The 24,522-nt window shown below is 37.5% G+C and carries 23 protein-coding genes, 2 tRNA genes and 1 other annotated feature (1 of these 26 only partly in view); of the genes, 22 read left to right on the forward strand and 3 right to left on the reverse strand.

All coding sequences use genetic code 11. The annotated features are described in order from the left end of the window. The first annotated feature begins 15 nt into the window (after positions 1–15). From COE49_RS03575 to COE49_RS03615, 7 genes are all read left to right on the forward strand, one after another. On the forward strand, positions 16–1,062 hold the full coding sequence (locus COE49_RS03575; protein ID WP_088230728.1) for a GerMN domain-containing protein: 1,047 nt from the start codon (positions 16–18) through the stop codon (positions 1,060–1,062). A gap of 130 nt (positions 1,063–1,192) precedes the next feature. Beyond that, positions 1,193–1,930 (forward strand): ribonuclease PH, encoded by a 738-nt coding sequence (gene rph, locus COE49_RS03580; RefSeq protein WP_001261769.1) that lies wholly within the window; start codon positions 1,193–1,195, stop codon positions 1,928–1,930. A gap of 11 nt (positions 1,931–1,941) precedes the next feature. Beyond that, positions 1,942–2,550, forward strand: coding sequence for an XTP/dITP diphosphatase (locus COE49_RS03585; RefSeq protein WP_140417358.1), 609 nt, complete (start codon positions 1,942–1,944; stop codon positions 2,548–2,550). Positions 2,551–2,563: 13 nt separating this feature from the next. After that, on the forward strand, positions 2,564–3,067 hold the full coding sequence (locus tag COE49_RS03590) for a metallophosphoesterase (protein WP_088230726.1): 504 nt from the start codon (positions 2,564–2,566) through the stop codon (positions 3,065–3,067). Positions 3,068–3,176: 109 nt separating this feature from the next. Further along, positions 3,177–3,250: transfer RNA gene (locus COE49_RS03600), tRNA-Gly, on the forward strand. Between the two features lies 1 nt (position 3,251). Continuing rightward, positions 3,252–3,325 (forward strand) — tRNA-Arg (locus COE49_RS03605). A gap of 531 nt (positions 3,326–3,856) precedes the next feature. Further along, the gene (locus tag COE49_RS03615; RefSeq protein WP_088230725.1) at positions 3,857–4,057 is read left to right on the forward strand and encodes a cytoplasmic protein; all 201 of its coding nucleotides are present in this window, start codon (positions 3,857–3,859) and stop codon (positions 4,055–4,057) included. 85 nt (positions 4,058–4,142) lie between these two features. Here COE49_RS03615 and COE49_RS03620 read toward each other — a convergent pair whose 3' ends face one another. Continuing rightward, positions 4,143–4,757: a PH domain-containing protein gene (locus tag COE49_RS03620; protein WP_088230724.1), complete on the reverse strand. Its 615-nt coding sequence runs from the start codon at positions 4,755–4,757 to the stop codon at positions 4,143–4,145. Positions 4,758–5,073: 316 nt separating this feature from the next. Between COE49_RS03620 and COE49_RS03630 the strand changes: the two genes are divergently transcribed. The 7 genes from COE49_RS03630 (at position 5,074) to ysxC (ending at position 14,513) form a co-directional block, all read left to right on the forward strand. Next, positions 5,074–5,322 carry a hypothetical protein gene (locus tag COE49_RS03630; RefSeq protein ID WP_088230723.1) on the forward strand — a complete coding sequence of 83 codons (249 nt, stop codon included), beginning with the start codon at positions 5,074–5,076 and terminating at the stop codon, positions 5,320–5,322. A 198-nt stretch (positions 5,323–5,520) separates the two neighbouring features. Further along, positions 5,521–6,519: a hypothetical protein gene (locus tag COE49_RS03635; RefSeq protein WP_098945707.1), complete on the forward strand. Its 999-nt coding sequence runs from the start codon at positions 5,521–5,523 to the stop codon at positions 6,517–6,519. Between the two features lie 309 nt (positions 6,520–6,828). Continuing rightward, positions 6,829–8,106, forward strand: a complete 1,278-nt coding sequence (gene tig / locus COE49_RS03640) for a trigger factor (protein ID WP_088230721.1) — start codon at positions 6,829–6,831, stop codon at positions 8,104–8,106. Positions 8,107–8,370: 264 nt separating this feature from the next. Beyond that, positions 8,371–9,630, forward strand: a complete 1,260-nt coding sequence (clpX, locus tag COE49_RS03645) for an ATP-dependent protease ATP-binding subunit ClpX (RefSeq protein ID WP_000472280.1) — start codon at positions 8,371–8,373, stop codon at positions 9,628–9,630. 106 nt (positions 9,631–9,736) lie between these two features. Next, positions 9,737–11,407 (forward strand): ATP-dependent protease LonB, encoded by a 1,671-nt coding sequence (lonB, locus tag COE49_RS03650; RefSeq protein ID WP_140417367.1) that lies wholly within the window; start codon positions 9,737–9,739, stop codon positions 11,405–11,407. Between the two features lie 182 nt (positions 11,408–11,589). Beyond that, a complete protein-coding gene (gene lon, locus COE49_RS03655) occupies positions 11,590–13,920 on the forward strand; it encodes an endopeptidase La (protein WP_088230719.1) in 2,331 nt (776 codons plus the stop codon). After that, positions 13,917–14,513, forward strand: a complete 597-nt coding sequence (ysxC, locus tag COE49_RS03660; protein WP_088230718.1) for a ribosome biogenesis GTP-binding protein YsxC — start codon at positions 13,917–13,919, stop codon at positions 14,511–14,513. The genes lon and ysxC overlap by 4 nt, the downstream gene beginning before the upstream one ends. A gap of 31 nt (positions 14,514–14,544) precedes the next feature. On the opposite strand, the gene COE49_RS03665 is transcribed toward ysxC, so the two are convergent. Beyond that, positions 14,545–14,961: an organic hydroperoxide resistance protein gene (locus COE49_RS03665; protein ID WP_088230717.1), complete on the reverse strand. Its 417-nt coding sequence runs from the start codon at positions 14,959–14,961 to the stop codon at positions 14,545–14,547. A 2-nt stretch (positions 14,962–14,963) separates the two neighbouring features. Continuing rightward, positions 14,964–15,416: a MarR family winged helix-turn-helix transcriptional regulator gene (locus COE49_RS03670; RefSeq protein WP_088230716.1), complete on the reverse strand. Its 453-nt coding sequence runs from the start codon at positions 15,414–15,416 to the stop codon at positions 14,964–14,966. Between the two features lie 416 nt (positions 15,417–15,832). Between COE49_RS03670 and hemA the strand changes: the two genes are divergently transcribed. From hemA to ysxE, 8 genes are all read left to right on the forward strand, one after another. Beyond that, positions 15,833–17,167 (forward strand): glutamyl-tRNA reductase, encoded by a 1,335-nt coding sequence (gene hemA, locus COE49_RS03675; RefSeq protein WP_088230715.1) that lies wholly within the window; start codon positions 15,833–15,835, stop codon positions 17,165–17,167. 17 nt (positions 17,168–17,184) lie between these two features. After that, positions 17,185–18,018 (forward strand): cytochrome c biogenesis protein, encoded by an 834-nt coding sequence (locus tag COE49_RS03680; RefSeq protein ID WP_088230714.1) that lies wholly within the window; start codon positions 17,185–17,187, stop codon positions 18,016–18,018. A gap of 15 nt (positions 18,019–18,033) precedes the next feature. Beyond that, on the forward strand, positions 18,034–18,963 hold the full coding sequence (hemC, locus tag COE49_RS03685) for a hydroxymethylbilane synthase (RefSeq protein ID WP_088230713.1): 930 nt from the start codon (positions 18,034–18,036) through the stop codon (positions 18,961–18,963). Between the two features lie 2 nt (positions 18,964–18,965). Then, complete coding sequence (hemD, locus tag COE49_RS03690) at positions 18,966–19,718, forward strand: uroporphyrinogen-III synthase (protein WP_088230712.1); 753 nt, start codon at positions 18,966–18,968, stop codon at positions 19,716–19,718. Between the two features lie 20 nt (positions 19,719–19,738). Further along, positions 19,739–20,728 carry a porphobilinogen synthase gene (gene hemB, locus COE49_RS03695; protein ID WP_001087076.1) on the forward strand — a complete coding sequence of 330 codons (990 nt, stop codon included), beginning with the start codon at positions 19,739–19,741 and terminating at the stop codon, positions 20,726–20,728. Further along, complete coding sequence (hemL, locus tag COE49_RS03700; protein WP_098945708.1) at positions 20,728–22,017, forward strand: glutamate-1-semialdehyde 2,1-aminomutase; 1,290 nt, start codon at positions 20,728–20,730, stop codon at positions 22,015–22,017. The genes hemB and hemL overlap by 1 nt, the downstream gene beginning before the upstream one ends. A 78-nt stretch (positions 22,018–22,095) precedes the next feature. Beyond that, positions 22,096–23,103 (forward strand): stage VI sporulation protein D, encoded by a 1,008-nt coding sequence (spoVID, locus tag COE49_RS03705; RefSeq protein ID WP_098357521.1) that lies wholly within the window; start codon positions 22,096–22,098, stop codon positions 23,101–23,103. A 61-nt stretch (positions 23,104–23,164) separates the two neighbouring features. Continuing rightward, positions 23,165–24,190, forward strand: coding sequence for a spore coat protein YsxE (gene ysxE / locus COE49_RS03710; RefSeq protein ID WP_088230709.1), 1,026 nt, complete (start codon positions 23,165–23,167; stop codon positions 24,188–24,190). Between the two features lie 125 nt (positions 24,191–24,315). Beyond that, positions 24,316–24,522 (forward strand) — a binding site (T-box leader); it runs 25 nt beyond the window's last position.

The following is a 24,522-nucleotide window of genomic DNA, read 5'->3' on the forward strand; positions in this document are numbered from 1 at the left end:
TTAGGGGGGAATGGCATGCCTAAATCCACTTTTAAATGGGTTGTTGGTGCTACTGTGAGTGCTGTTTTACTAACAGGGTGTGGCTTTATAAATCAGGAGAAAGCAACTGAACAAATTGATCCACCAAAACAAGTTACTTATACAGAGGGTGGAAAGAAAGAGGTAGCTAAGAAAGATAAACAAGGGCAAACGATAAATAGGGAACTATACCTTGTTGATAAAAATGGTTATGTCGTACCACAAACGTTAACTATACCAACTCCGAAAGCGAATGAGGTCATGCAGCAAACGCTAGAATACCTTGTGCAAGATGGGCCGGTAACGGATTTGTTACCGAATGGGTTCCGTGCGGTCATTCCAGCAAATACAACGATGACCTTGAATTTGAAAAAAGATGGGACGGCAGTCATTGATTTCTCTAAAGAGATGAAAAACTACGCCAAAGAAGAAGAGCGTCAAATTGTTGAATCTATAGCGTGGACGTTGACGCAATTTAAAGAGGTAAAACAAGTGCAGTTCCAAATAAATGGTGAAAAAATAGCGAGGATGCCTGTCGGTGGTACGCCGCTTGGTGAAGGGGTGAGCCGCGCGAATGGTATTAACTTTGATGATGAACAAGTAGCCGATGTAACAAATACAAAACCAGTCACATTGTATTTTATGGCGCAAAATAATAAACAGCAATATTATGTGCCGGTTACGCGTCGCGTTGCCGAAGGGAAAGAAAATGATATTACGACAGTTGTAAATGAACTAGTTAAAGGGCCGAATCAAAATTCACTGTTGAGTGACTTTAATCCAGGGGTCAAACTTATTACGAATCCGAAATTGCAAGACGGGAATATTACGTTAAACTTTAATGAAAATATATTTGCGAATAAAGATAAAAGTAAGATTTCAAATTACGTATTGAAATCATTAGTTTTATCTTTAACGGAAAAACAAGGTGTGAAAAATGTTTCTATTCAAGTGAATGGGAAAGCAAATCTTATGGATGAGAAGGGTGAAAAGTTAACAAAACCTGTGAATCGTCCAGAAAACGTGAATACAGGTGGTTTTTAATCACGGATAATTTGATATACTTATGTAAGAAAGGGGAATTGCTTTTTGGGTTCTCCTTCTTTTATTGTATACATATCATACATTTAAATTTGGCTATACTAACGAGTAGTAGTTATGAGGAGGTTATTTTATGCGAGTAGATGGTAGAGAGAAAACAGAATTACGCCATATACATATTCATACGAATTATTTAAAACATCCAGAAGGATCAGTATTAATTGAAGTTGGGGATACGAAGGTAATTTGCTCAGCGACAATTGAAGAGCGTGTACCACCGTTTATGCGTGGAGAAGGAAAGGGCTGGGTAACAGCTGAATACGCGATGATTCCACGTGCGACAGAACAACGTACAATCAGAGAGTCAAGTAAAGGGAAAGTAACAGGGCGTACAATGGAAATCCAACGTTTAATTGGACGAGCATTACGTGCGGTAGTTGATTTAGAAGCGCTTGGCGAGAGAACGGTTTGGATTGACTGTGATGTGATTCAAGCAGATGGTGGAACGAGAACTGCTTCTATTACAGGTGCATATGTAGCAATGGTATTAGCGTTTGAGAAGTTATTGCAAGCAGAAAAAGTATCTAAAATTCCAGTGAAAGATTATTTAGCAGCAACGTCAGTAGGGATTGTTGAAGAGCAAGGTGTTGTTCTAGACTTAAACTACATAGAAGATTCTAAAGCAGACGTTGATATGAACGTAATTATGACTGGAAAAGGTCAGTTTGTTGAAGTGCAAGGAACTGGGGAAGAAGCGACGTTTAGCAGAGCGCAGTTAAATGAATTACTTGATGCTGCGGAACAAGGCATTTTCCAACTAATTGACATGCAAAAAGAAGCGTTAGGTGACATCGTATCTCATATAGAGTAGAGGTGGAAAATATGAAACAAGTTGTTGTAGCAACAAATAATATGGGGAAAGTACGTGAGTTTGCTGAGTTATTTGGGCGATTTGATTTAGAAGTGAAATCATTACACGATTTTCCTCATATTGAAGAAGTTGAAGAAACGGGCGAAACATTTGAAGAAAATGCAATCTTAAAAGCAGATAGTCTAAGTAAACAGCTGGATGCAATCGTAATTGCGGATGATTCAGGTCTTATTGTAGATGCTTTAAACGGAAAACCAGGCGTGTATTCAGCTCGTTTTGCTGGAGAACCGAAAGACGATCAAGCGAACATCGATAAAGTGTTACAAGAATTAAATGATGTCGATTTTGAAAAACGTAAAGCTCGTTTCTACTGTGCACTATCAGTTGCATTCCCAGAAGCGGATAAAGAACCGGTAATTGTGAATGGAACGTGTGAAGGGTACATTTTAGAACAGCGCCGCGGGGAAAACGGTTTTGGATATGATCCAATCTTTTATGTAGAAGAATATAAAAAAGCGATGGCGGAACTAAGTTCAGATGAGAAAAACGCCATTAGTCACCGCGGGCGTGCTCTTCGTAAGTTAGAAGAAAAAATCCCGGAATGGTTTTTAGGAGAATAAGGGAGAGAGATTGATGAAAGCTTTAATCGTAAGCGATAGTCATAGCTCTGTGAAGGAATTACAGCAGTTAAAAGCGAAATATGAAGGGAAAGTAGATATCATGATTCATTGCGGTGATTCAGAGCTAACACCTGCTCATGAAGAACTGCAAGGTTTCCACGTTGTAAAAGGGAACTGTGATTATGCTAACTTTCAAGACGAAATTGTAACGGACGTAGATGGTATTCGTTTCGTAGTGGTACATGGACATCGTCATAACGTGAAAATGACATTACAAACGTTAGCGTACCGTGCAGAAGAGGCAGGGGCACAAGTTGCGTGCTTCGGACACTCTCACGTATTAGGTGCGGAATTAATCGACGGCGTTTTATTTATTAATCCAGGCAGTATTTTATTGCCACGTCAGCGTGTAGAGAAGACATTTGCTTTATTAGAAATGGATGAAAATCAAATGGAAGTTCGTTTTGAAACATTAGACGGACAACTAGTTGAACAAGCAGTTTTTAAAAGAGGATAAGAAAAATTATCCTCTTTTAAAAAAGATGTTGACTTTATGAGTGGTTATACATATAATAAATATTGTCGATAGGGCAATAGCGCTAACGAAGAAGAAAAAAATAATATATGCGGGTGTAGTTTAGTGGTAAAACAAGAGCCTTCCAAGCTCTGGTCGAGAGTTCGATTCTCTTCACCCGCTCCATGTCCCAGTAGCTCAGCCGGATAGAGCATACGCCTTCTAAGCGTACGGTCGGGAGTTCGAATCTCTCCTGGGACGCTAACAAAACCTTGTTATCTTTTGATAACAAGGTTTTTTGTTTGTCTAAAAATTGCTGTATGTGAAAGAACTGTGAAATTTTTCCGAATCTCTTTCTATTTCGTTAGCTATTTTATCGAATTCTGCTAAAACAGTGGACATATTGATACATACGTTATCAGCAACGAAGACTGACACGATGTGGATGATCAAAAGAAAGTACGATTAATGAACTCGGCGGATCGAACGTTGCACAATCAATTCAAAAGATATGATATCCCTTATAATGCAATATGCGCATTCAACGCATGCTTAGTAATCGTTTATAACGATACAAACAAAATGCAGCGGCAAGGGATCGTATCGTTTGGCGTAACTGGCGTCGGCTCAGTCGAATGCAAAGGAAATATCGTTCTTGGTGCGATTGAGCAGCTGTTATCGGAACTTATCCCCCGACAGTGTGTTACAATTAATCGAAGTGGAAAACGAGGATCTCCAATTGACTGGTTGGACAGTTTAAGAAGGTTGTATAAAAAGGGAGATGGCGCAAAGATGGCGAGATCAAAAGAAAATGATTTAACAGAAAAATTGGCAGAAGGTAAACGAAAATATGGTGACGGCAACTTTACAATACGGAACATCGGTGATGAAACTGACCCGAATTGGACTGTCGTAAAAAATGTGAGGAAGGGATCAGCAGGCATTCGCGAAGAGGAAGATATATTAAGACTGCGATCAAAATATATAAAATAGTACGGAAATGGGCGGATCGGGAGTTCGAATCTCTCCTGGGACGCTAAGAAACCCTTGTTATCTTTTGATAACAAGGGTTTTTTGTTTAGTTATTAATAAACTTCTCAAAAACAAAACCATAATCTTTCACATTATATTGTTTCTTCGTATCAACAAGCCAGTTAAAGGCGATCTCGTTCATCTCTTTAAATTGCTCTGCTAAATTTACTTGTGCGTTTGAAATGCGGCTGAAAGCGTTAGATGCCATATCTAGGCTTTTATGTGCATACTGCAATGTAATATTGTTGTCGTATGAAATTTCTTCGATTTTAAGTAAAGCTTTATATAAATCTTTTAATTCTTCAATATGTTTTTTATGAACATCAATTGAATAATGCTCATCGCCCATTTGAAACTTAATTTCTACATCTAAATCAATTGTTCCCGCAGTTTCGAGTGCTACGTTTTTAATTGGATATTTACTATAGTTATAGCGGCGAAGTGTGCGCTTTTTACTTGTTGCACTTGTACCGTCTAGGTGGATTAATCCTTTGTTTGTGAAGCAGTATTCATCTGTTTTTGATTTAATTAGAAAATAAATTTTTTCTCCATCTTCATGCATCACGTAATCATCAGCATCAACTTTATCATAATCTTTCGGTGTAATAACAGAACCTACATCGCTTAGTCCTAATACATCTGCAGCCATTTTTTTAAACATATATAATCCCCCTTGTAAATTAAATTCTTAATTGTACAAAAATATCTTAACACGATTTTAAATCAATTTTTGAAATCTTACAATTCTGTAAGGTAACTGTAAGGAAGTTCGATGGTAACAAATTACTAATTCTCTATAATGAAGATAACAACGATAAAACGAGGAGGAAGAAATGATGAAAGGGTTAATCGTAACGGGTTTAACGGTAGCTTTTGGATTTGTAGCGTATGAGAAATTAACGTATGTAATTGATGTTGTAAAACATTTAGTAGCGTAGAAAAAACTACCATGAGAGGGAAAGGGAATGAGTGAATGAATGGAATGGTTATTTGGAATTATAGGTACTTGTAGTGTAGTGTTATTGTTCTTTGTCCCAAGTGGTATACTTAGTTCGACAACGAGTTTTTTCTTCTTAAGTTTGTTTGGTTGTACGATGCTTATTATTATGTTTTTAATGAAGCGAAGTAAACCAATCTTCTATTTTAGCATGATTGTTATGGCAATTATTGTTCTCCAAATTATTACCCTTGTTCTATACCCCACAATTATAAAAGCTTTCCATTAATAGTGAATCCTCTGCGCTTGTTGCTGAGGGTTTTTATTTATATAATCTTGTTTTTTTAATAAAGATTTGTTCGTATTGAAATATAAAAATAGAATATTTTTATATTTCAAATAAATATTTTGGGGATGTTGTGTTCTCATTACGCATTTGATATATTTACTTTGAGCATAATTAAAATCAAGAAAAAGAGGCGGACGTATGGATAAAAAAGAAAATACGGTCGTATTGTTTCCTCAACTATCAGAGCGTTATATTGATGAAGGTTTTTTAGCCCTGAAAGAGCGGAAATTTGAAGATGCATTGCGCTGCTTTGAAATATTACGTCAGTATAATGCGGAAACGGAACAAACGGAATTAGCTTCAGTTATTTGTTTGTTGGAATTAAAACGTATGGAAGAAGCGAAAGACAAATGTGAACAGTTACTTGAAACAGGAGCTGTATTATTTGGTGATATTCTTGAAACGTATGTGACGATTTTAGTTCAAACAAATGATTATGAAGGTGTTATTGAAACTGTTGAAAAAGTTTTGCAAACGAAAGACATAATGCCGGAGCAAAAAGAAAAATTAGCGCAGCTCGCTTTATTTGCAGAAGGGATGTTAAACGAGGACGATGCGTCATTAGTGGATTCTAATTTTGATTTGGATGAGTTTACTAATGGGATTTTTGGTGAAAACTTTGGGCAAAAGTTAAGAGCGATTCAGCAACTTTCGTTAAAAGATTTGGATCTTGCATTACCTGTTTTAAAGAAATTTTTAATAGACGAACAGCAGCACCCTTATTTGAAAACTTCTATTTTATATAAAATGATAGAAAATCAAATAGAAGAAGAGATAGAAGTAGAGAAGTTTGGAAATACGATCAAGGTGATTCCAGCATTTACAGGTCATAATGAGGAGCAATCCGATAACATTATACATATATTATCAAGCCGATTAGAGCAAAATTATCCGGATATATTTGATGCGATGGTTACATACTGGAAAGAACTACAAATTGGTGTTTTCCCATTCGCTCTATTAATGGATAAAGTAGAGATCTGGGCAGCTGTTTTAGAGAGAATTGGAAGAAAGCGTTTCGGATTGGCTATTGATGAAGAAGAGCTTATGACAGCGTACAATATTGAATTAGAAGAGTTTCATATTGCCTATCAATGGTTATTACGTGTTGAAAGAGAAGGATATTTGCCCGTATAATTATGAAAAAGAGTTGTTCAGTTCTTGAAACGAGCATATTCTATGTTATAATGTAAGGGTTGCAAAAGGCAGAAATCTGCCTGTTTGTAAGAGAAGAGAAGTGTAATTCTCTTACTTAATATGTTTCATATTATTCTCGAACAAAATATACCGTAATTGTCTTTTAGACAATTAATAGATTGAAACATTATATCTGAAAGCTTTTGCTAGAGGATTATTTGTGCATTTGTTATTTCAAAAAAGAGATAATGAAGGTCTTAATCTATAGAGGTATGTGCATACATTATTATAGTTGGAGGGAAAGAATAAATGTCTACAAAATGGGAAAAATTAGAAGGTAACGTTGGCGTTTTAACAATCGAAGTTGATGCTAAAGAAGTAAACAGCTCTATCGACGCTGCGTTCAAAAAAGTAGTAAAAACAATTAACGTACCAGGTTTCCGTAAAGGAAAAATGCCTCGTCCGTTATTCGAACAACGCTTTGGTATCGAATCTTTATACCAAGATGCTTTAGATATCATCTTACCAAAAGCATACGGTGAAGCAATCGATGAAGCTGGCATCTTCCCAGTTGCTCATCCTGAAATCGACATCGAGAAGTTCGAAAAAAATGCTAACCTTATCTTCACTGCAAAAGTTACAGTGAAACCTGAAGTTAAATTAGGTGAGTACAAAGGTTTAGCAGTAGAAAAAGTTGAAACAACTGTAACTGACGAAGATGTAGAGAACGAATTAAAAGCTTTACAAGAGCGTCAAGCTGAACTAGTTGTTAAAGAAGAAGGAACTGTTGAAAACGGTGATACAGCTGTAATCGACTTCGAAGGTTTCGTTGATGGCGAAGCATTTGAGGGCGGAAAAGGCGAAAACTACTCTCTTGCAATCGGTTCTGGTACATTCATCCCAGGTTTCGAAGAGCAAGTAATTGGTCTTAAATCTGGTGAGTCTAAAGACGTTGAAGTATCATTCCCAGAAGAGTACCATGCTGCTGAATTAGCTGGCAAACCAGCAACATTCAAAGTAACAATTCACGAAATCAAAACAAAAGAACTTCCTGAGTTAAACGACGAGTTCGCTAAAGAAGCAGACGAAGCGGTTGCAACTCTTGATGAATTAAAAGCGAAACTTCGCACAAACTTAGAAGAAGGCAAAAAGCACGAAGCTGAGCACAAAGTACGTGACGAAGTAGTAGAATTAGCTGCTGCTAACGCTGAAATCGACATTCCAGAAGCTATGATCGACACTGAGTTAGATCGTATGGTTCGCGAATTCGAGCAACGTTTAAGCCAACAAGGTATGAACCTTGAGCTTTACTACCAATTCACAGGTACTGACGCTGACAAGTTAAAAGAGCAAATGAAAGAAGACGCTCAAAAACGCGTAAGAATCAACCTTGTTCTTGAAGCTATCATCGAAGCTGAAAACATCGAAGTTACTGAAGAAGAAGTAACTGCAGAAGTTGAAAAAATGGCTGAAATGTACGGTATGCCAGTAGACGCTATCAAGCAAGCTCTTGGAAGCGTAGACGCTTTATCTGAAGATCTTAAAGTGCGTAAAGCTGTAGACTTCTTAGTAGACAACGCTGCGTAATAAAATAACAAGGCACGATTAAAATCGTGCCTTGTTTTATAAATATAGAAATATATTTATAAAACTTTTTGACGAAGAAGGAAATGTTCCTTTGTAAGTCGAATATACATATTTCAAAAGTTTTAAAAATTTTTTATTTGTACATAACTAGTCATATTATTTGTATTTCTCGCCACGTAGTGACATAATATGTATTTACATACGATACATTTATCGTGTACATACGAAGGCAAGAGGTTAGCACTTTGTAAGGGGTGTGAAAATATGTTTAAATTTAATGATGAAAAAGGGCAATTAAAATGTTCTTTCTGTGGTAAAACACAAACGCAAGTTCGAAAGTTAGTTGCAGGTCCAGGTGTTTACATTTGTGACGAGTGTATCGAACTTTGTACTGAAATTGTACAAGAGGAGCTTGCGAAGGACGAAGAAGTAGAATTCAAAGATGTACCGAAACCGGTAGAAATTCGTGAAATCTTAGATGAGTATGTCATCGGACAAGATAACGCGAAAAAAGCACTAGCGGTAGCGGTATATAACCATTACAAACGCATTAATTCTAACAGCAAAATTGATGATGTAGAATTAGCGAAGAGTAATATCGCACTTATCGGGCCAACAGGTAGTGGTAAAACATTATTGGCACAAACGTTAGCGCGTATTTTAAATGTTCCATTTGCAATCGCGGACGCAACATCTTTAACAGAAGCTGGATACGTTGGGGAAGATGTAGAAAACATCTTACTAAAATTAATCCAAGCAGCTGATTATGATGTAGAAAAAGCGGAAAAAGGAATCATTTATATTGATGAGATTGATAAAGTGGCACGTAAGTCCGAAAATCCATCAATTACACGTGATGTATCTGGTGAAGGTGTGCAGCAGGCACTTCTGAAAATTTTAGAAGGTACTGTAGCAAGCGTTCCGCCTCAAGGTGGTCGTAAGCATCCGCATCAAGAGTTTATTCAAATTGATACAACGAACATCTTATTCATTTGTGGTGGAGCGTTTGATGGCATCGAGCCAATTATTAAACGCCGCCTTGGTGAAAAAGTAATTGGATTTGGTTCTGAGAAGAAAAATGCTGATGTAAATGAAAAGCATGTTTTATCTCACGTATTACCAGAGGACCTTTTAAGATTTGGTTTAATTCCAGAGTTTATTGGTCGTCTTCCAGTTATTGCGAACCTAGAGCCACTTGATGAAGATGCTCTTGTTGATATTTTAACGAAACCGAAAAATGCACTTGTTAAGCAATTCCAAAAATTATTGGAGCTTGACGATGTTGAGTTAGAGTTTGAAGAAGGTGCACTAATCGAAATTGCGAAGAAAGCAATTGAACGTAAAACAGGTGCTCGTGGACTTCGTTCTATTATTGAAGGCTTAATGCTTGATGTAATGTTCGAACTTCCATCGCGCAAAGATATCGAGAAGTGTGTTCTTACAAAAGAAACAGTAGCTGATAATGCAGCGCCAAAATTGGTGTTACAAGACGGTACTGTACTTGATACAAAAACATCTGCATAATACAAAGGAGAAACAGCAATTTTTATAATTGCTGTTTTTCTTTATGTTTAGCTACGTTCCTCCGCGGAAATACTAAAGGATAAAACATTGCGGGAGGAAATAAATGATGAGCTGGACAAATATATTTTTAGTTGTTCAACTTGTTTTTGGGGTAATTGTCGGATTGTATTTTTGGCATTTACTTCGAAATCAGCGAACACAAAAAGTTTCAATTGATCGAGAATCAAAAAAAGAATTAGAGCAACTTCGTAAAATGCGCGAGATTTCTTTAACAGAGCCGCTTGCAGAAAAGGTGCGTCCTACATCCTTTTTAGATATTGTAGGGCAAGAGGACGGAATTAAGTCGTTAAAAGCGGCTCTTTGTGGTCCGAACCCGCAACATGTAATTATCTATGGCCCGCCAGGTGTCGGAAAGACAGCGGCAGCACGCCTTGTATTAGAAGAAGCGAAACGAAATCCGAAATCTCCATTTCGTACGAATGCAACATTTATTGAACTCGATGCGACGACAGCGAGGTTTGATGAACGTGGTATTGCAGATCCTTTAATTGGCTCGGTGCATGATCCAATTTATCAAGGTGCGGGTGCGATGGGGCAAGCTGGTATCCCGCAACCGAAAAAAGGCGCTGTAACAGATGCGCACGGTGGTATTTTGTTCATTGATGAGATTGGTGAACTGCACCCGATTCAAATGAACAAAATGTTAAAGGTGTTAGAAGATCGGAAAGTATTTTTAGAAAGTGCGTATTACAGTGAAGAGAATACGATGATTCCAACATATATACATGATATTTTTCAAAAAGGTTTACCGGCAGATTTTCGCTTAGTCGGTGCGACGACACGTTCACCAGAGGAAATTCCACCTGCCATTCGTTCGCGTTGCCTAGAAGTGTTTTTCCGTGAGTTAGATACAGAGGAAATTCAAAAAGTCGCGAAGAATGCAGCTGAAAAAGTGGAAATGCAAATAGGTGAAAATGGTGTTGAGATGATTGGCATGTATGCAAGAAATGGACGAGAAGCGATTAATCTTGTGCAAATTTCTGCTGGTATGGCGATAAATGAAGAACGTACTTTCATTAAAGATGAAGATATAGAATGGGTTGTTCATTCTAGTCAACTTACACCGAAATATGAAAAACATATTTATCCGATTCCGAGGATTGGTCTTGTAAACGGACTTGCTGTATATGGTCCGAATACGGGCGCGTTATTAGAAATTGAAGTAACAGCAATCGAGGCAAAAGATAAAGGATCCGTAAATGTTACCGGAATTGTAGAAGAAGAAAGTATTGGTAGTCAAACGAAATCGATTCGCCGTAAAAGTATGGCGAAAGGTTCTGTAGACAATGTATTAACAGTACTTCGTTCTCTAGATGTGTTGCCAGAAGGGTACGATATACATATTAATTTTCCAGGCGGTATCCCGATTGATGGGCCTTCGGCAGGAATCGCTATGGCAACAGGTGTATATTCAGCAGTGCATCGTACGTATGTGAATAATGAAGTAGCGATGACAGGTGAGATAAGTATACACGGAGAAGTGAAGCCTATTGGTGGTGTGTACGCGAAAATAAAAGCTGCGAAAAAAGCCGGGGCTAAGAAAGTCATCATCCCTGCTGAAAACATGCAACCGCTTTTGTATACAATAAAGGGAATTGAAATTATTCCTGTTCGTAAGTTAAAAGAAGTATTTGAGCTAACGTTTATGCAGGAAAATACGCATCGCGGGCTTGATGTACATACTGCTGTAGATGAAACAGATGCACAATCAATGTGAGGATAGATGATAATAAAATTTGCAAGACTTCGTTTAAGTTTGTATGCTTAAGCGGAGTCTTTTTCGTTTCATAAGGAAGAAAAAACAAGGGATTTACAGTTGCGGAGAATCTCTGCAATTGCATCTAGATGTATTGTAATATAAAATAGTTGAACAGGAGTTTAATTTATTATGGAGGTGCTATGTCTAGTATGAATACGAATGAAAAAATCGTACCCCTCCTACCATTAAGAGGCGTTCTCGTATATCCAACGATGGTTCTGCATCTTGATGTAGGACGTGATAAATCGATACAAGCACTAGAGCAGGCGGCAATGGATGAAAATATCATCTTTTTAGCGATGCAAAAAGAAATGAATATCGATGATCCGAAAGAAGATGACATATATAGTGTAGGTACAGTCGCGAAAGTGAAGCAAATGTTAAAATTGCCGAACGGTACGCTTCGTGTCCTTGTAGAAGGTTTACATAGAGCAGAAGTAGTAGAGTTTATCGAGGAAGAGAATTTTGTACAAGTTTCTATTCAAACGGTAACTGAAGAAGTGGAAGATGATCTAGAAGAGAAAGCTCTTATGCGTACGTTACTGGAGCATTTTGAACAATATATTAAAGTTTCGAAAAAAGTTTCAAATGAAACATTTGCAACGGTAGCTGATGTAGAAGAACCAGGCAGACTAGCGGATTTAATTGCTTCTCACTTGCCGATTAAAACGAAGCAGAAACAAGAGATTTTAGAGATAGTATCTGTGAAAGAACGATTACATACACTGATTTCAATTATTCAAGATGAACAAGAGTTACTTAGTTTAGAAAAGAAAATTGGACAAAAAGTGAAACGTTCAATGGAGCGCACACAAAAAGAATATTTCTTACGTGAGCAAATGAAGGCAATTCAAACTGAACTTGGCGATAAAGAAGGTAAGGGCGGGGAAGTTGAAGAACTTCGTGAGAAAATTGAACAGTCAGGAATGCCTGAAGAAACAACGAAGGCTGCGCTGAAAGAATTAGATCGTTATGAAAAGTTACCAGCAAGTTCTGCGGAGAGCGGTGTTATTCGCAATTATATTGATTGGTTATTAGCACTTCCGTGGACAGAAGCAACAGAAGATATGATTGATCTTGCTCATTCTGAAGAGATTTTAAACAAGGATCATTACGGTCTTGAAAAAGTGAAAGAGCGCGTACTTGAATATTTAGCTGTACAGAAGTTAACGAATTCATTAAAAGGACCTATCCTTTGCTTAGTAGGACCTCCTGGGGTCGGAAAAACTTCGTTAGCGCGTTCGATTGCAACGTCATTGAATCGTAACTTTGTCCGTGTATCTCTTGGTGGTGTACGTGATGAATCTGAAATTCGTGGTCACCGTCGTACGTACGTTGGGGCAATGCCAGGACGCATTATTCAAGGTATGAAAAAGGCGAAGACAGTTAACCCAGTCTTTTTATTAGATGAGATTGATAAAATGTCTAACGATTTCAGAGGAGATCCATCAGCTGCATTACTTGAAGTATTAGATCCAGAACAAAATCATAACTTCAGTGATCATTACATTGAAGAACCATATGATTTATCGAAAGTTATGTTTGTAGCAACTGCTAATACACTTTCAAGTGTTCCAGGTCCATTACTTGACCGCATGGAAATTATTTCGATTGCTGGCTATACAGAACTTGAAAAAGTTCATATTGCTCGTGAGCATTTATTGCCGAAGCAATTAAAAGAGCATGGCCTGCGAAAAGGTAATTTACAAGTACGTGATGAAGCACTTCTTGAAATTATTCGTTATTATACACGTGAGGCGGGTGTTCGTACGCTAGAGCGCCAAATCGCAAAAGTTTGCCGTAAAGCAGCGAAAATTATCGTTACAGCAGAACGTAAACGTATTGTTGTGACAGAGAAAAATATTGTAGATTTACTTGGTAAACATATATTCCGTTATGGGCAAGCAGAGAAAACAGACCAAGTCGGAATGGCAACCGGTTTAGCTTATACAGCAGCTGGTGGCGATACACTTGCAATTGAAGTATCTGTAGCACCAGGTAAAGGGAAATTAATTTTAACAGGGAAACTTGGGGATGTTATGAAAGAGTCCGCACAAGCAGCGTTTAGTTATATTCGTTCTCGTGCAGAAGAGCTTCATATTGATCCGGATTTCCATGAGAAAAATGATATTCATATTCATGTTCCAGAAGGAGCAGTTCCAAAAGATGGACCGTCAGCAGGTATTACGATGGCAACGGCACTTATTTCTGCACTAACAGGTATTCCTGTAAGTAAAGAAGTTGGTATGACAGGTGAAATTACACTTCGTGGCCGTGTATTACCAATTGGTGGTTTAAAAGAAAAAACATTAAGTGCTCACCGCGCAGGCTTAACAAAAATTATTTTGCCAGCAGAAAACGAGAAAGATTTAGATGATATTCCAGAGAGCGTAAAAGAAAACCTTACGTTTGTGCTTGCATCTCATTTAGATGAAGTATTGGAGCACGCATTAGTAGGAGTGAAACAATGAAAGTAACAAAAGCAGATATTGTAATTAGTGCTGTTAAACCAGAACAATATCCAGACAGTGATTTACCAGAAATTGCATTAGCAGGTCGTTCAAATGTCGGGAAGTCTTCCTTTATTAATAAAATTTTAAATCGTAAAAAGTTAGTACGTATTTCTTCTAAACCAGGAAAAACGCAAACACTGAACTTTTTCTTAATCAATGAGATGATGCATTTTGTTGACGTTCCAGGTTATGGATATGCGAAAGTATCTAAATCGGAGCGTGCAGCATGGGGCAAAATGATTGAAACGTACTTTACAACACGTGAGCAATTAGACGCAGCTGTGTTAGTAGTTGATTTACGTCACAAACCAACAAACGATGACGTGATGATGTATGATTTCTTAAAGCATTATGAAATCCCAACAATTATTATTGCAACGAAGGCCGATAAAATTCCGAAAGGAAAATGGCAAAAGCATTTAAAAGTTGTAAAAGAAACGCTTGCTGTTGAAATTGGTGATGAAATTGTTCTCTTCTCTTCTGAGACAGGACTTGGAAAAGAAGAAGCGTGGAAGGCAATTCATAAAATGACAAAAACAAAAAACGCGTGACGAATGTCGCGCGTTTTTTTCTTTATATATACTAGCGTACATTTAATGTAACTTCAATATTTCCTCTCGTTGCTTTCGAGTACGGACATACACCGTGAGCAGCTTCTACAAGTTCTTGTGCTTCGGCATGAGAAACGCCAGCGACATGTACATCAAGTACAGCAGATAGTCCGAAACCACCATCTGCATCTTTTCCAATCGAAACATGAGCAGTTACTTCTGTACTTTCCACTTTCACACGTTTTGTACGAATGACAAGTTGTAATGCACTATCAAAACAAGCTGCATAACCAGCAGCAAATAGTTGTTCAGGATTTGTTGCCTCTCCACCTGCACCACCTAGTGCTTTTGGCATTTTTACATCAAGATTTAATATGCCGTCATCGGAGATTACTTTCCCGTTTCTTCCACCTGTTGCTGTTACTGAAGCAGTATATAGTTTATCCATGTTTATTCCCCTTTTCTATCATTTACTGTTTTCATTGTTTCAATTAGTTTATTTAATTGAATTAATAAAGAGCGATATTCTTGCTCAGTAATTCCTAAATTTGTAGCCATCGTTGTCGGTAAGGAACAAGCCTTTTCTTTTAAAGCGTTACCTTGTTCTGTTAATTCAATACAAACTTTTCGCTCGTCTTCTTTGGAACGAACACGTTTTACAAGTTGTAATGATTCCATTCGTTTTAACATAGGTGTTAACGTACCAGAATCTAAAAATAGACGTTCTCCAATTTCTTTTACTGTTAGTCCATCTTGCTCCCATAGTACGAGTAAAGTAATGTACTGGGGATACGTAATACCCATTTCTTCTAAATATGGTCGATAAAAACGAGTAACCTCTCTAGAACAAGCGTAAATAGAAAAGCAAAGTTGGTTATCTAGATGCAAAGAGTCCTCTGTCATACATAACTCCTTTCTAATTAAGTTGTGCACAATTTAATTTTGTAAAATCAATATAACGAAAAAGAAACACAATGTCAAATACATTGTACTTGGAAAGTGAGTGCTACATTTTGGAACAATCATACATATTTTCCTGCATGATGAAAGAAGATAGAAAAGATGATGTTATAATGAATATGGAATAGTTTCCATCACTTGATTATGAGGACTTTTTTTGGTAACGTACAAATAGAGTTGTTAATTTATAATCATTATAAAGTAGGAAGCCTTTTATTAGTTTTATGGAATCTCCTTCATTACATACGGAGAATAATTAAAAAATAACCAGTTGTTCACACGATTGTCAGATTCATAAGAGGAAAGTTGTATTATGATAGTAGATAAAGTGATAAAACGGGTGAAGGGGGACATGCTGCGTGCATATTCTTGTTGTTAGTGTAAATTATCGAACAGCCCCTGTAGAATTTCGTGAGAAACTCACATTTCAGGCAGCAGAGCTAGAGCAAGCAATGACTACATTACAAAATCAAAAGAGCGTGTTAGAGAATGTCATTGTATCAACTTGTAATCGCACTGAGATTTATGCTGTTGTCGATCAATTACACACGGGACGGTATTATATTAAGAAATTTTTAGCTGATTGGTTTCAGCTTGAGATAGAAGAGGTTGCACCATATTTAACTATTTTTGAACAAGATGGTGCAGTAGATCATTTATTCCGCGTAACGTGCGGTTTAGATTCTATGGTAGTTGGAGAGACGCAGATTTTAGGTCAAATAAAAGATAGCTTTTTAGAAGCGCAACAAGTGAAAACAACAGGCACAATTTTTAATGAATTGTTTAAGCAAGTGGTTACGTTAGCAAAACGTGCGCACTCAGAAACGACAATTGGTGAAAGTGCGATGTCTGTTAGTTATGCTGCTGTTGAGCTCGGAAAGAAAATATTTGGTGAGTTAACAGACTGTCATGTGCTTATTCTTGGTGCTGGTAAAATGGGTGAACTTGCGCTGCAAAACTTATACGGAAGTGGCGCTCGTAAAGTAACTGTCATGAATAGAACGCTATCGAAAGCGGAAGTAATGGCTGAGAAGTATATGGGACATGCAAAACCTTTAAGTGAATTGCAATGTGCGTTATTAGAAGCAGATATTTTAATTAGTTCAACTGGTGCATCGGAGTATGTCATTACGAAAGAGATGATGACAAAGGTAGAGAAAATGCGCTCTGGTCGTCCATTATTTATGGTTGATATTGCAGTGCCACGTGATATTGATCCTGCAATTGATGAGTTAGAAGGTTCTTTCTTATATGATATCGATGATTTGCAAGGAGTAGTTGAAGCAAACCGTGCTGAGCGTTTGAAAGAAGCGGAGAAAATTCAATTTATGATTGAAGAGGAAATGGTTTTATTTAAAACGTGGTTAAGTACACTTGGCGTTGTTCCGTTAATATCGGCTCTCCGTGATAAAGCACTTGCTATTCAAAGTGAAACGATGGAAAGCCTTGAAAGGAAAATACCAAATCTTAGTGACCGTGAGAAAAAAGTAATTAGTAAGCACACGAAAAGTATCATTAACCAATTATTAAAAGACCCAATTCTAGTAGCGAAAGAAATAGCTGCTGAAGATGGGGCGACAGAAAAACTCGCTTTATTTGCAAAGATTTTTGATTTAGAAATGGAAGAAGTAGAGAGTCGTGCGGAAGAAGTAAAACATAAAAGAGCGTGGACACCATCCGTTCCATCTTTATAATTTGGAAGGATGATCGGATGAGTTTTTTAAATAACAGCATTATTTATCATATTGCAATTATTTTATATGCTTGCAGCATTAGCTTATATTTTATAGATTATTTCCAAAGTAACCGAAAGGCGAACCGATTTGCTTTTTGGTTACTTTCGATTGTATGGGTTCTGCAGTCTATTTTTATGCTGCTTCGGGCTACAGATTCAGAAACAAACCCTATTTTAACTTTATTATCAGGGATTTATTTTTATGTTTGGTTATTGATTACGATGTCGTTAGTCATTAACCGATTTATGCGCGTGGACTTTTTAGTCTTTTTTACAAATGTTGTAGCATTTGGCGTAAGCGCTTTTTCTATTTTTACACCGCTCGGAAAGATGTCGCCAGTACTTGCAGAGCAATTAGTTTCAGAACTTGTATACGTGCATGTCGGTATGGCTATTACTTCTTATGCCACGTTTACTGTATCGTTTATTTTTTCTATTATGTATTTATTGCAATATCGCCTATTAAAAAAGAAAAAGTGGAATGCGAGATTAAGAAGGTTAGGGAATTTACCAAAGCTCGAATCTACGTCTTACGGATTAAATTTATTTTCTGTTCCGTTTTTCTTATTAGCGATTTTATTAGGATGCATATGGGGATATACAAAATTGGACAATTTTCATTGGTATGATACGAAAGTAATCGGATCTTTTGTCGTTTTATTTGTATATTGCGCAGGTTTATATTTACGAGCGGCAGACGTGTTGCAAGGGAAGAAAATTGTACTGTGGAATATCGGGGCATTTCTCGTAATGCTAGTTAACATTTTTCTATTAAGTAGTTTATCTAATTTCCACTTTTGGTATTTATAATGAGGAGAGAGAATTATGCGCAAAATTATTGTAGGTTCACGAAAGAGTAAACTAGCATTAACACAAACAAATTGGTTTATCGATCAGTTAAAAGCGCTAGGCTTACCATATGAATTTGAAGTGAAAGAAATCGTCACAAAAGGTGATGTTATTTTAGATGTTACGCTTTCAAAAGTAGGCGGAAAAGGTTTATTTGTAAAGGAAATTGAACATGCGTTACTTACGAAAGAAATCGATATGGCTGTACATAGTATGAAAGATATGCCAGCCGTACTTCCAGAAGGATTGATGATCGGTTGTACACCAAAGCGTGTTGACCCTCGCGATGCTTTTATTTCTAAAAATGGAGAATCATTTAAAGACTTAGCAGAGGGTGCGATTTTAGGGACGAGTAGTTTGAGACGTAGTGCACAATTGTTAGCCGCGAGACCAGATTTACAAGTGAAGTGGATTCGTGGAAATATTGATACACGCTTACGTAAGTTAAAAGATGAAGATTACGATGCAATTATTTTAGCGACAGCTGGATTACAGAGAATGGGCTGGGACGGGGAAGTTATTACAGAACATTTAGATGAAACGCTATGTGTACCAGCTGTAGGGCAAGGGGCATTAGCGATTGAATGTCGTGAGGACGATAAGGATTTACTGCAGTTGTTAGCGCATATGAATGATGCCGTAACAGAGAGAACAGTAGCAGCAGAGCGAGTATTTCTTCATAAACTTGAAGGTGGATGCCAAGTTCCAATCGCTGGATACGCAACGCTTACAGAAAACGATGCAATTGAATTAACAGCTCTTGTCGGTTCTATGGATGGCTCTGTTTTATTGAAAGAGACAGTAGCAGGCACTGATCCAGTGGAAGTAGGATTAGAGGCGGCGGACCGTTTAATTAAACAAGGCGCAAAAGAACTCATTCTTGCTGCAAATAAGGGGCAACAATAAATATGAACGCTCTCGCTGGTAAAACGGTATTGATTACACGTGCCCAGCATCAAGCGAAACAAATGAGTGTGGCGGTAAAAGAAAAGAGCGGAATTCCATTGGAAATTCCGCTTTTGCGTATGGAAGGTATGTCTTCTAGGCAAATTCAACATATAGCAGAGCAACTACATTCGTATGACTGGGTTATTTTTACGAGTAAAAATGGTGTAGCTTTTTTTCTAGATAGTTTGAGAAAGAAAATCCCAGCAGCGATTAAAATTGCTGCTGTCGGTGTGAAAACAAAGCTAGAGTTAGAAAAACGAGGTTATAAAGTAGACTTTGTACCAACATCATTTGTTGCAGAAGTATTTGCAGAAGAGTTTATCAAAAAACTAAGTGGAAACGAGCGTATTTTATTTCCGAAAGGGAATTTAGCACGGGATGTAATTCCAGTTACACTTCGAGGAATTGGTATTTCTCTAGATGAATTAATCGTATATGGTACGAAAGAAAATGTAGAGAAAAAGCGAGCGCTTATAGAAGCATTAGAAGTAGGGAAAGTTGACATTATTACATTTACGAGTCCTTCAACTGTTACTAGCTTTGTTCGTTTACTTGAGGGCACAAACTGGAGAGAATGGACAAAAAAATGTACAATTGCTTGTATAGGTCCTATTACGGAAAAAGAGGCGAGTCTTTATTTTCCGCATGTTATTGTGCCGAAAGAGTACACTGTAGAAGCATTGCTACAATGCATTTGTGAATCTATAAAATAAAAGAATGGGGATAGAAATCTATGAACTCTTTACAATTTAATCGTCATCGTCGCTTAAGACAAAGCGGTAATATGCGTGCGCTTGTGCGTGAAACGTTTTTACATACGGAAGATTTTATTTACCCTATTTTTGTATTAGAAGGTGAAAATGTTCGCAATGAAGTTCCTTCTATGCCAGGCGTATATCAAATGTCTTTAGATTTATTGCAAGCTGAAATGCAAGAAGTTGTTGATTTAGGTATTCGTTCTGTTATTGTATTTGGTTTACCTGCTGAAAAGGATGAAGTTGGATCATCAGCATATTGTGATCACGGAATTGTACAACGTGCAATTAAGCAAATTAAAGGTGAGTTCCCTGAATTAGTAGTAGTTGCGGATACATGTTTATGTCAATTCACAAGTCACGGTCATTGCGGTGTAATTGAAGATGGGATTATTTTAAATGATGAGTCTCTTGCAGTTCTTGCGAAAACAGCTGTAAGCCAAGCGAAAGCAGGAGCGGACATTATTGCGCCATCAAACATGATGGACGGATTCGTAACAGCAATTCGTCATGCATTAGATGAAAATGGTTTTGGACACGTACCAGTTATGTCATATGCTGTGAAGTATTCATCAGCGTTTTATGGACCATTCCGTGATGCTGCGCACGGTGCACCGCAATTTGGTGACCGTAAAACATATCAAATGGACCCAGCAAACCGTATGGAAGCATTCCGTGAAGCAGAATCAGATGTAATGGAAGGGGCAGACTTCTTAATTGTAAAGCCAGCTCTTTCTTACTTAGATATCGTTCGTGATGTGAAAAATAACTTTAACTTACCAGTGGTTGCTTATAACGTGAGTGGTGAATATTCGATGATCAAAGCGGCAGCGCAAAATGGTTGGATTAATGAAAAAGAAGTTGTACTTGAAAAGTTAATTAGCATGAAACGCGCAGGAGCAGATTTAATTATTACGTATCATGCGAAGGATGCAGCAAGATGGTTACAAGAAGGAGGCGCTAAATAATGAAAAAGTTTGATAAGTCGATTGCGGCGTTTGAAGAAGCTCAAGATTTAATGCCGGGCGGCGTAAACAGCCCTGTTCGTGCTTTTAAATCTGTCGGTATGAATCCGTTATTTATGGAGCGCGGAAAAGGTTCTAAAGTATATGATATCGATGGAAATGAATACATCGATTACGTATTATCATGGGGACCTTTAATTCATGGTCATGCAAATGATCAAGTTGTTGAAGCGTTAAAATCTGTTGCTGAAAGAGGGACAAGCTTCGGTGCACCAACAGAAATTGAAAATAAATTAGCGAAACTTGTTATTGAGCGCGTACCATCAATTGAGATTGTACGTATGGTTAACTCTGGAACAGAGGCGACAATGAGTGCGCTACGTTTAGCTCGTGGTTATACAGGTCGTAATAAGATTTTGAAATTCATCGGCTGCTACCACGGTCATGGAGATTCGTTATTAATTAAAGCGGGTTCTGGTGTGGCGACACTAGGTTTACCAGATAGCCCTGGTGTACCAGAAGGTGTAGCACAAAATACGATTACAGTAGCGTATAACGATTTAGAAAGTGTGAAATACGCTTTCGAACAATTTGGTGATGATATTGCTTGTGTAATTGTAGAACCAGTGGCAGGAAATATGGGCGTTGTTCCTCCTCAGCCAGGATTTTTAGAAGGACTTCGTGAAGTGACAGAGCAAAACGGTTCATTACTTATTTTTGATGAAGTAATGACAGGATTCCGAGTTGCTTACAATTGTGGACAAGGTTACTACGGTGTAACACCTGATTTAACTTGTTTAGGTAAAGTAATCGGTGGTGGCTTACCGGTAGGAGCATACGGTGGTAAAGCAGAAATTATGCGCCAAGTTGCACCGAGCGGACCGATTTACCAAGCTGGTACTTTATCAGGTAATCCACTTGCAATGGCAGCAGGTTATGAAACGTTAGTACAGTTAACGCCAGAATCATATGTAGAATTTGAGCGTAAAGCCGAAATGTTAGAAGCTGGATTACGTAAAGCGGCGGAAAAACATGGCATTCCTCATCATATTAATCGTGCGGGTTCTATGATTGGTATTTTCTTTACAGATGAGCCAGTTATTAATTATGAGGCAGCAAAATCTTCAAACTTACAATTCTTTGCAGCTTACTATCGTGAAATGGTAGAACAAGGTGTATTCTTACCGCCATCTCAATTCGAAGGGTTATTCTTATCGACAGCGCATAGTGATGCTGATATTGAAGCGACGATTGCAGCGGCTGAAATTGCAATGTCAAAATTAAAAGCATAATGTATGAAAGAAAATCGCTCTCCATAAGGGGAGCGATTTTTTTATTCATAAAGTAGGCTTTCGAAACATAAATCTGTAATGACATATAGTTTGGGAGGGGGAAAAGAAGTGACAACAGATCATTCATTACGATTCTCATTAAAAGAATCTGTTTGGTTCCAAAAAGGACAGGAAGTCGAAGAACTTTTGTCAATTTCGTTAGATCCAGACGTTGAAATAGAAGAGCTTGATCATGAAGTTATCGTGAGAGGGCAATTAGATTTAACGGGAGAGTATGTCGCACGGCAAGATGATTCAGCTTATTCATTAAGAGAACTATCGCCAGCAAAGTCAATTGATTATGTAGAAACAAGGGAAGATGGGGTTAATGAACTTGTTCATTCCTTCCCGCTTGAAATATCAATACCAAGAAACCGGGTGAAAGTAATTGAAGAACTATTTGTATCAATCGAGGAATTTGATTATGAATTAAAGGAAAATGGTTGCTTACAATTACTAGCGGATATATCTATTACAGGTTTATGTGATGAGGAAAGAATCGAGGATGAAGAGGAAGAACCGGTGTATGCGGAGTTAGAAGAAGATGATACAGCACAAGAGGAGGAAAATAGACCTACGCCGCATGTAGAAGAACCAGCCTATAAGGAATCGGATGAGTGGGAAGATTATGCATTTGAACCGTTCCAGCTAGAAGAAAGAAAAGAGCAAGAAGTAGAGGAAGAGGAAATAGAAGAACATGAATTTGCAGGGCGTGAAGAGGAGAAAGAAATAACGCCGCAATTTGAATTGTTCGGACGAAAAGATTTCAAGAAAGAAAAAGCGAAAAAGCAGGAAGAGCAAGAAGAAGTGTACTCACAGAGAGATGAGAATGCACTTTATTTAACGAAATTATTTACGAAAGAACCGGAAGAAGAATTTACAAAGTTAAGAATGTATTTCGTGCAAGAAGGAGATACAATCGAATCTGTTGCAGAACGTTATGAAACGTCTGTACAGAACTTGTACCGTGTCAACCAAACAGAAGATATATATTTAACTGAGGGACAAATTATTTATATTCCGGTTTCAAGAGCGAAGGCAAAATAAGGGGGAAGAGTTTCCCCTTATTTTCCTAGAGGTTATGCTTTGAATAGAAAGGGTTATTCGTATGGATATTGAATTACGAAATCGTTATGAACCCATTGTAAGGCAATATAGATTGGATACGCAGCATATGGAAGAGCACGGAAGTGTAACGAAAATTTACACGAATCAAGGTCCATATGCGCTCAAAAAAATAGAAGATAGAAAATTAGAGCGAAATAATTTTCTGCATCATATTCAATATTTGAAAGAGAAAGGTTTTTCAAATTATGTACCTATATACCATGCGACGGATGGGAATTATATTTTAAGTGACGGGACGTATAATTATTATTTAATGCCTTGGTTAGAGCGTGCGGAAGGAAACGGAGAGGATAATGATCAATACCATAAAATGTTTCAGACACTTGGAACGTTGCATCAAAAAACGGTAAAAGAAGAAACGTATACAGAAGAGGATTTAGAAAAGCATTATACGAATATATCCGAGCGTTGGGAAAATGATGGTGAGATGCTAGAAGAGTTTCTTGTAGAGTCTGAAGCGAAGTGGTATATGTCTCCGTTTGAATTACAATATTGTACGTACTATCATCATGTAATGAGGGCGCGGGAATTTGCAACGAAGCAATTAAATGAGTGGAACGATGCGATGAAAGAAAAAGAAAAAACACGCATTACGTTTGTACATGGTAACGTGTCACTGAATCATTTTTTATTTGACTATGAGCGGAATGGCTATTTTATTAGTTTAGAAAAATCAAAGTTTGCAACGCCTGTGCAAGATATTGTAGGCTTTTATTCTCGGTCTTTAAACACATACCCAATTGCGCGAAGTGATCGGTTTGAATGGTATCAAATGTACCAAAAAAACTTCCCGTTTACGAAAGAAGAACAACTTCTCATGTTTGCTTATATGACGTATCCATCGCAATTTATTCGGCAAATCCAGTCTTATAAGAAAAGAAGAGAGAATCGCAATGAGGAAAATGAAATTCGCGGAGTAAAGAGTTTGCAACAATCGCATTGGCTCGTTAGCAATATAGAATATTTCCTGTCACAATTACAAGCTGCCCAGCAAGGGAACGGATAAGAAGATAAGTAGAGGGTGCTACTTATCTTCTTTTTTTGTATTCGCCCGAAAGTGGTAGTATTAAATTTATCTTGACGAATAAGGTTTCGTTTTTTACACTATTGTATATAATAATTAACAATCATATAAATGCCTTGAAGGGGAAGAGTATAACATGAAACGTCTTCAGAGAGGAGAATCATTAGCTGGGAGATTCTCTAGATAGTTATGTTAGAAGGTAGCCCTGGAGCATCTTTTCTGAACGGAATAGTTCTCATTAGGAAAAGACGGATTTGTCCGTTATCAAATTAAGAGTATAAGCAAATTCTGAATTTGTTTGTAAATAAAGGTGG

The sequence above is a fragment of the Bacillus sp. AFS029637 genome (assembly GCF_002584985.1).
In the GTDB taxonomy this organism is placed as follows: Bacteria; Bacillota; Bacilli; order Bacillales; family Bacillaceae_G; genus Bacillus_A.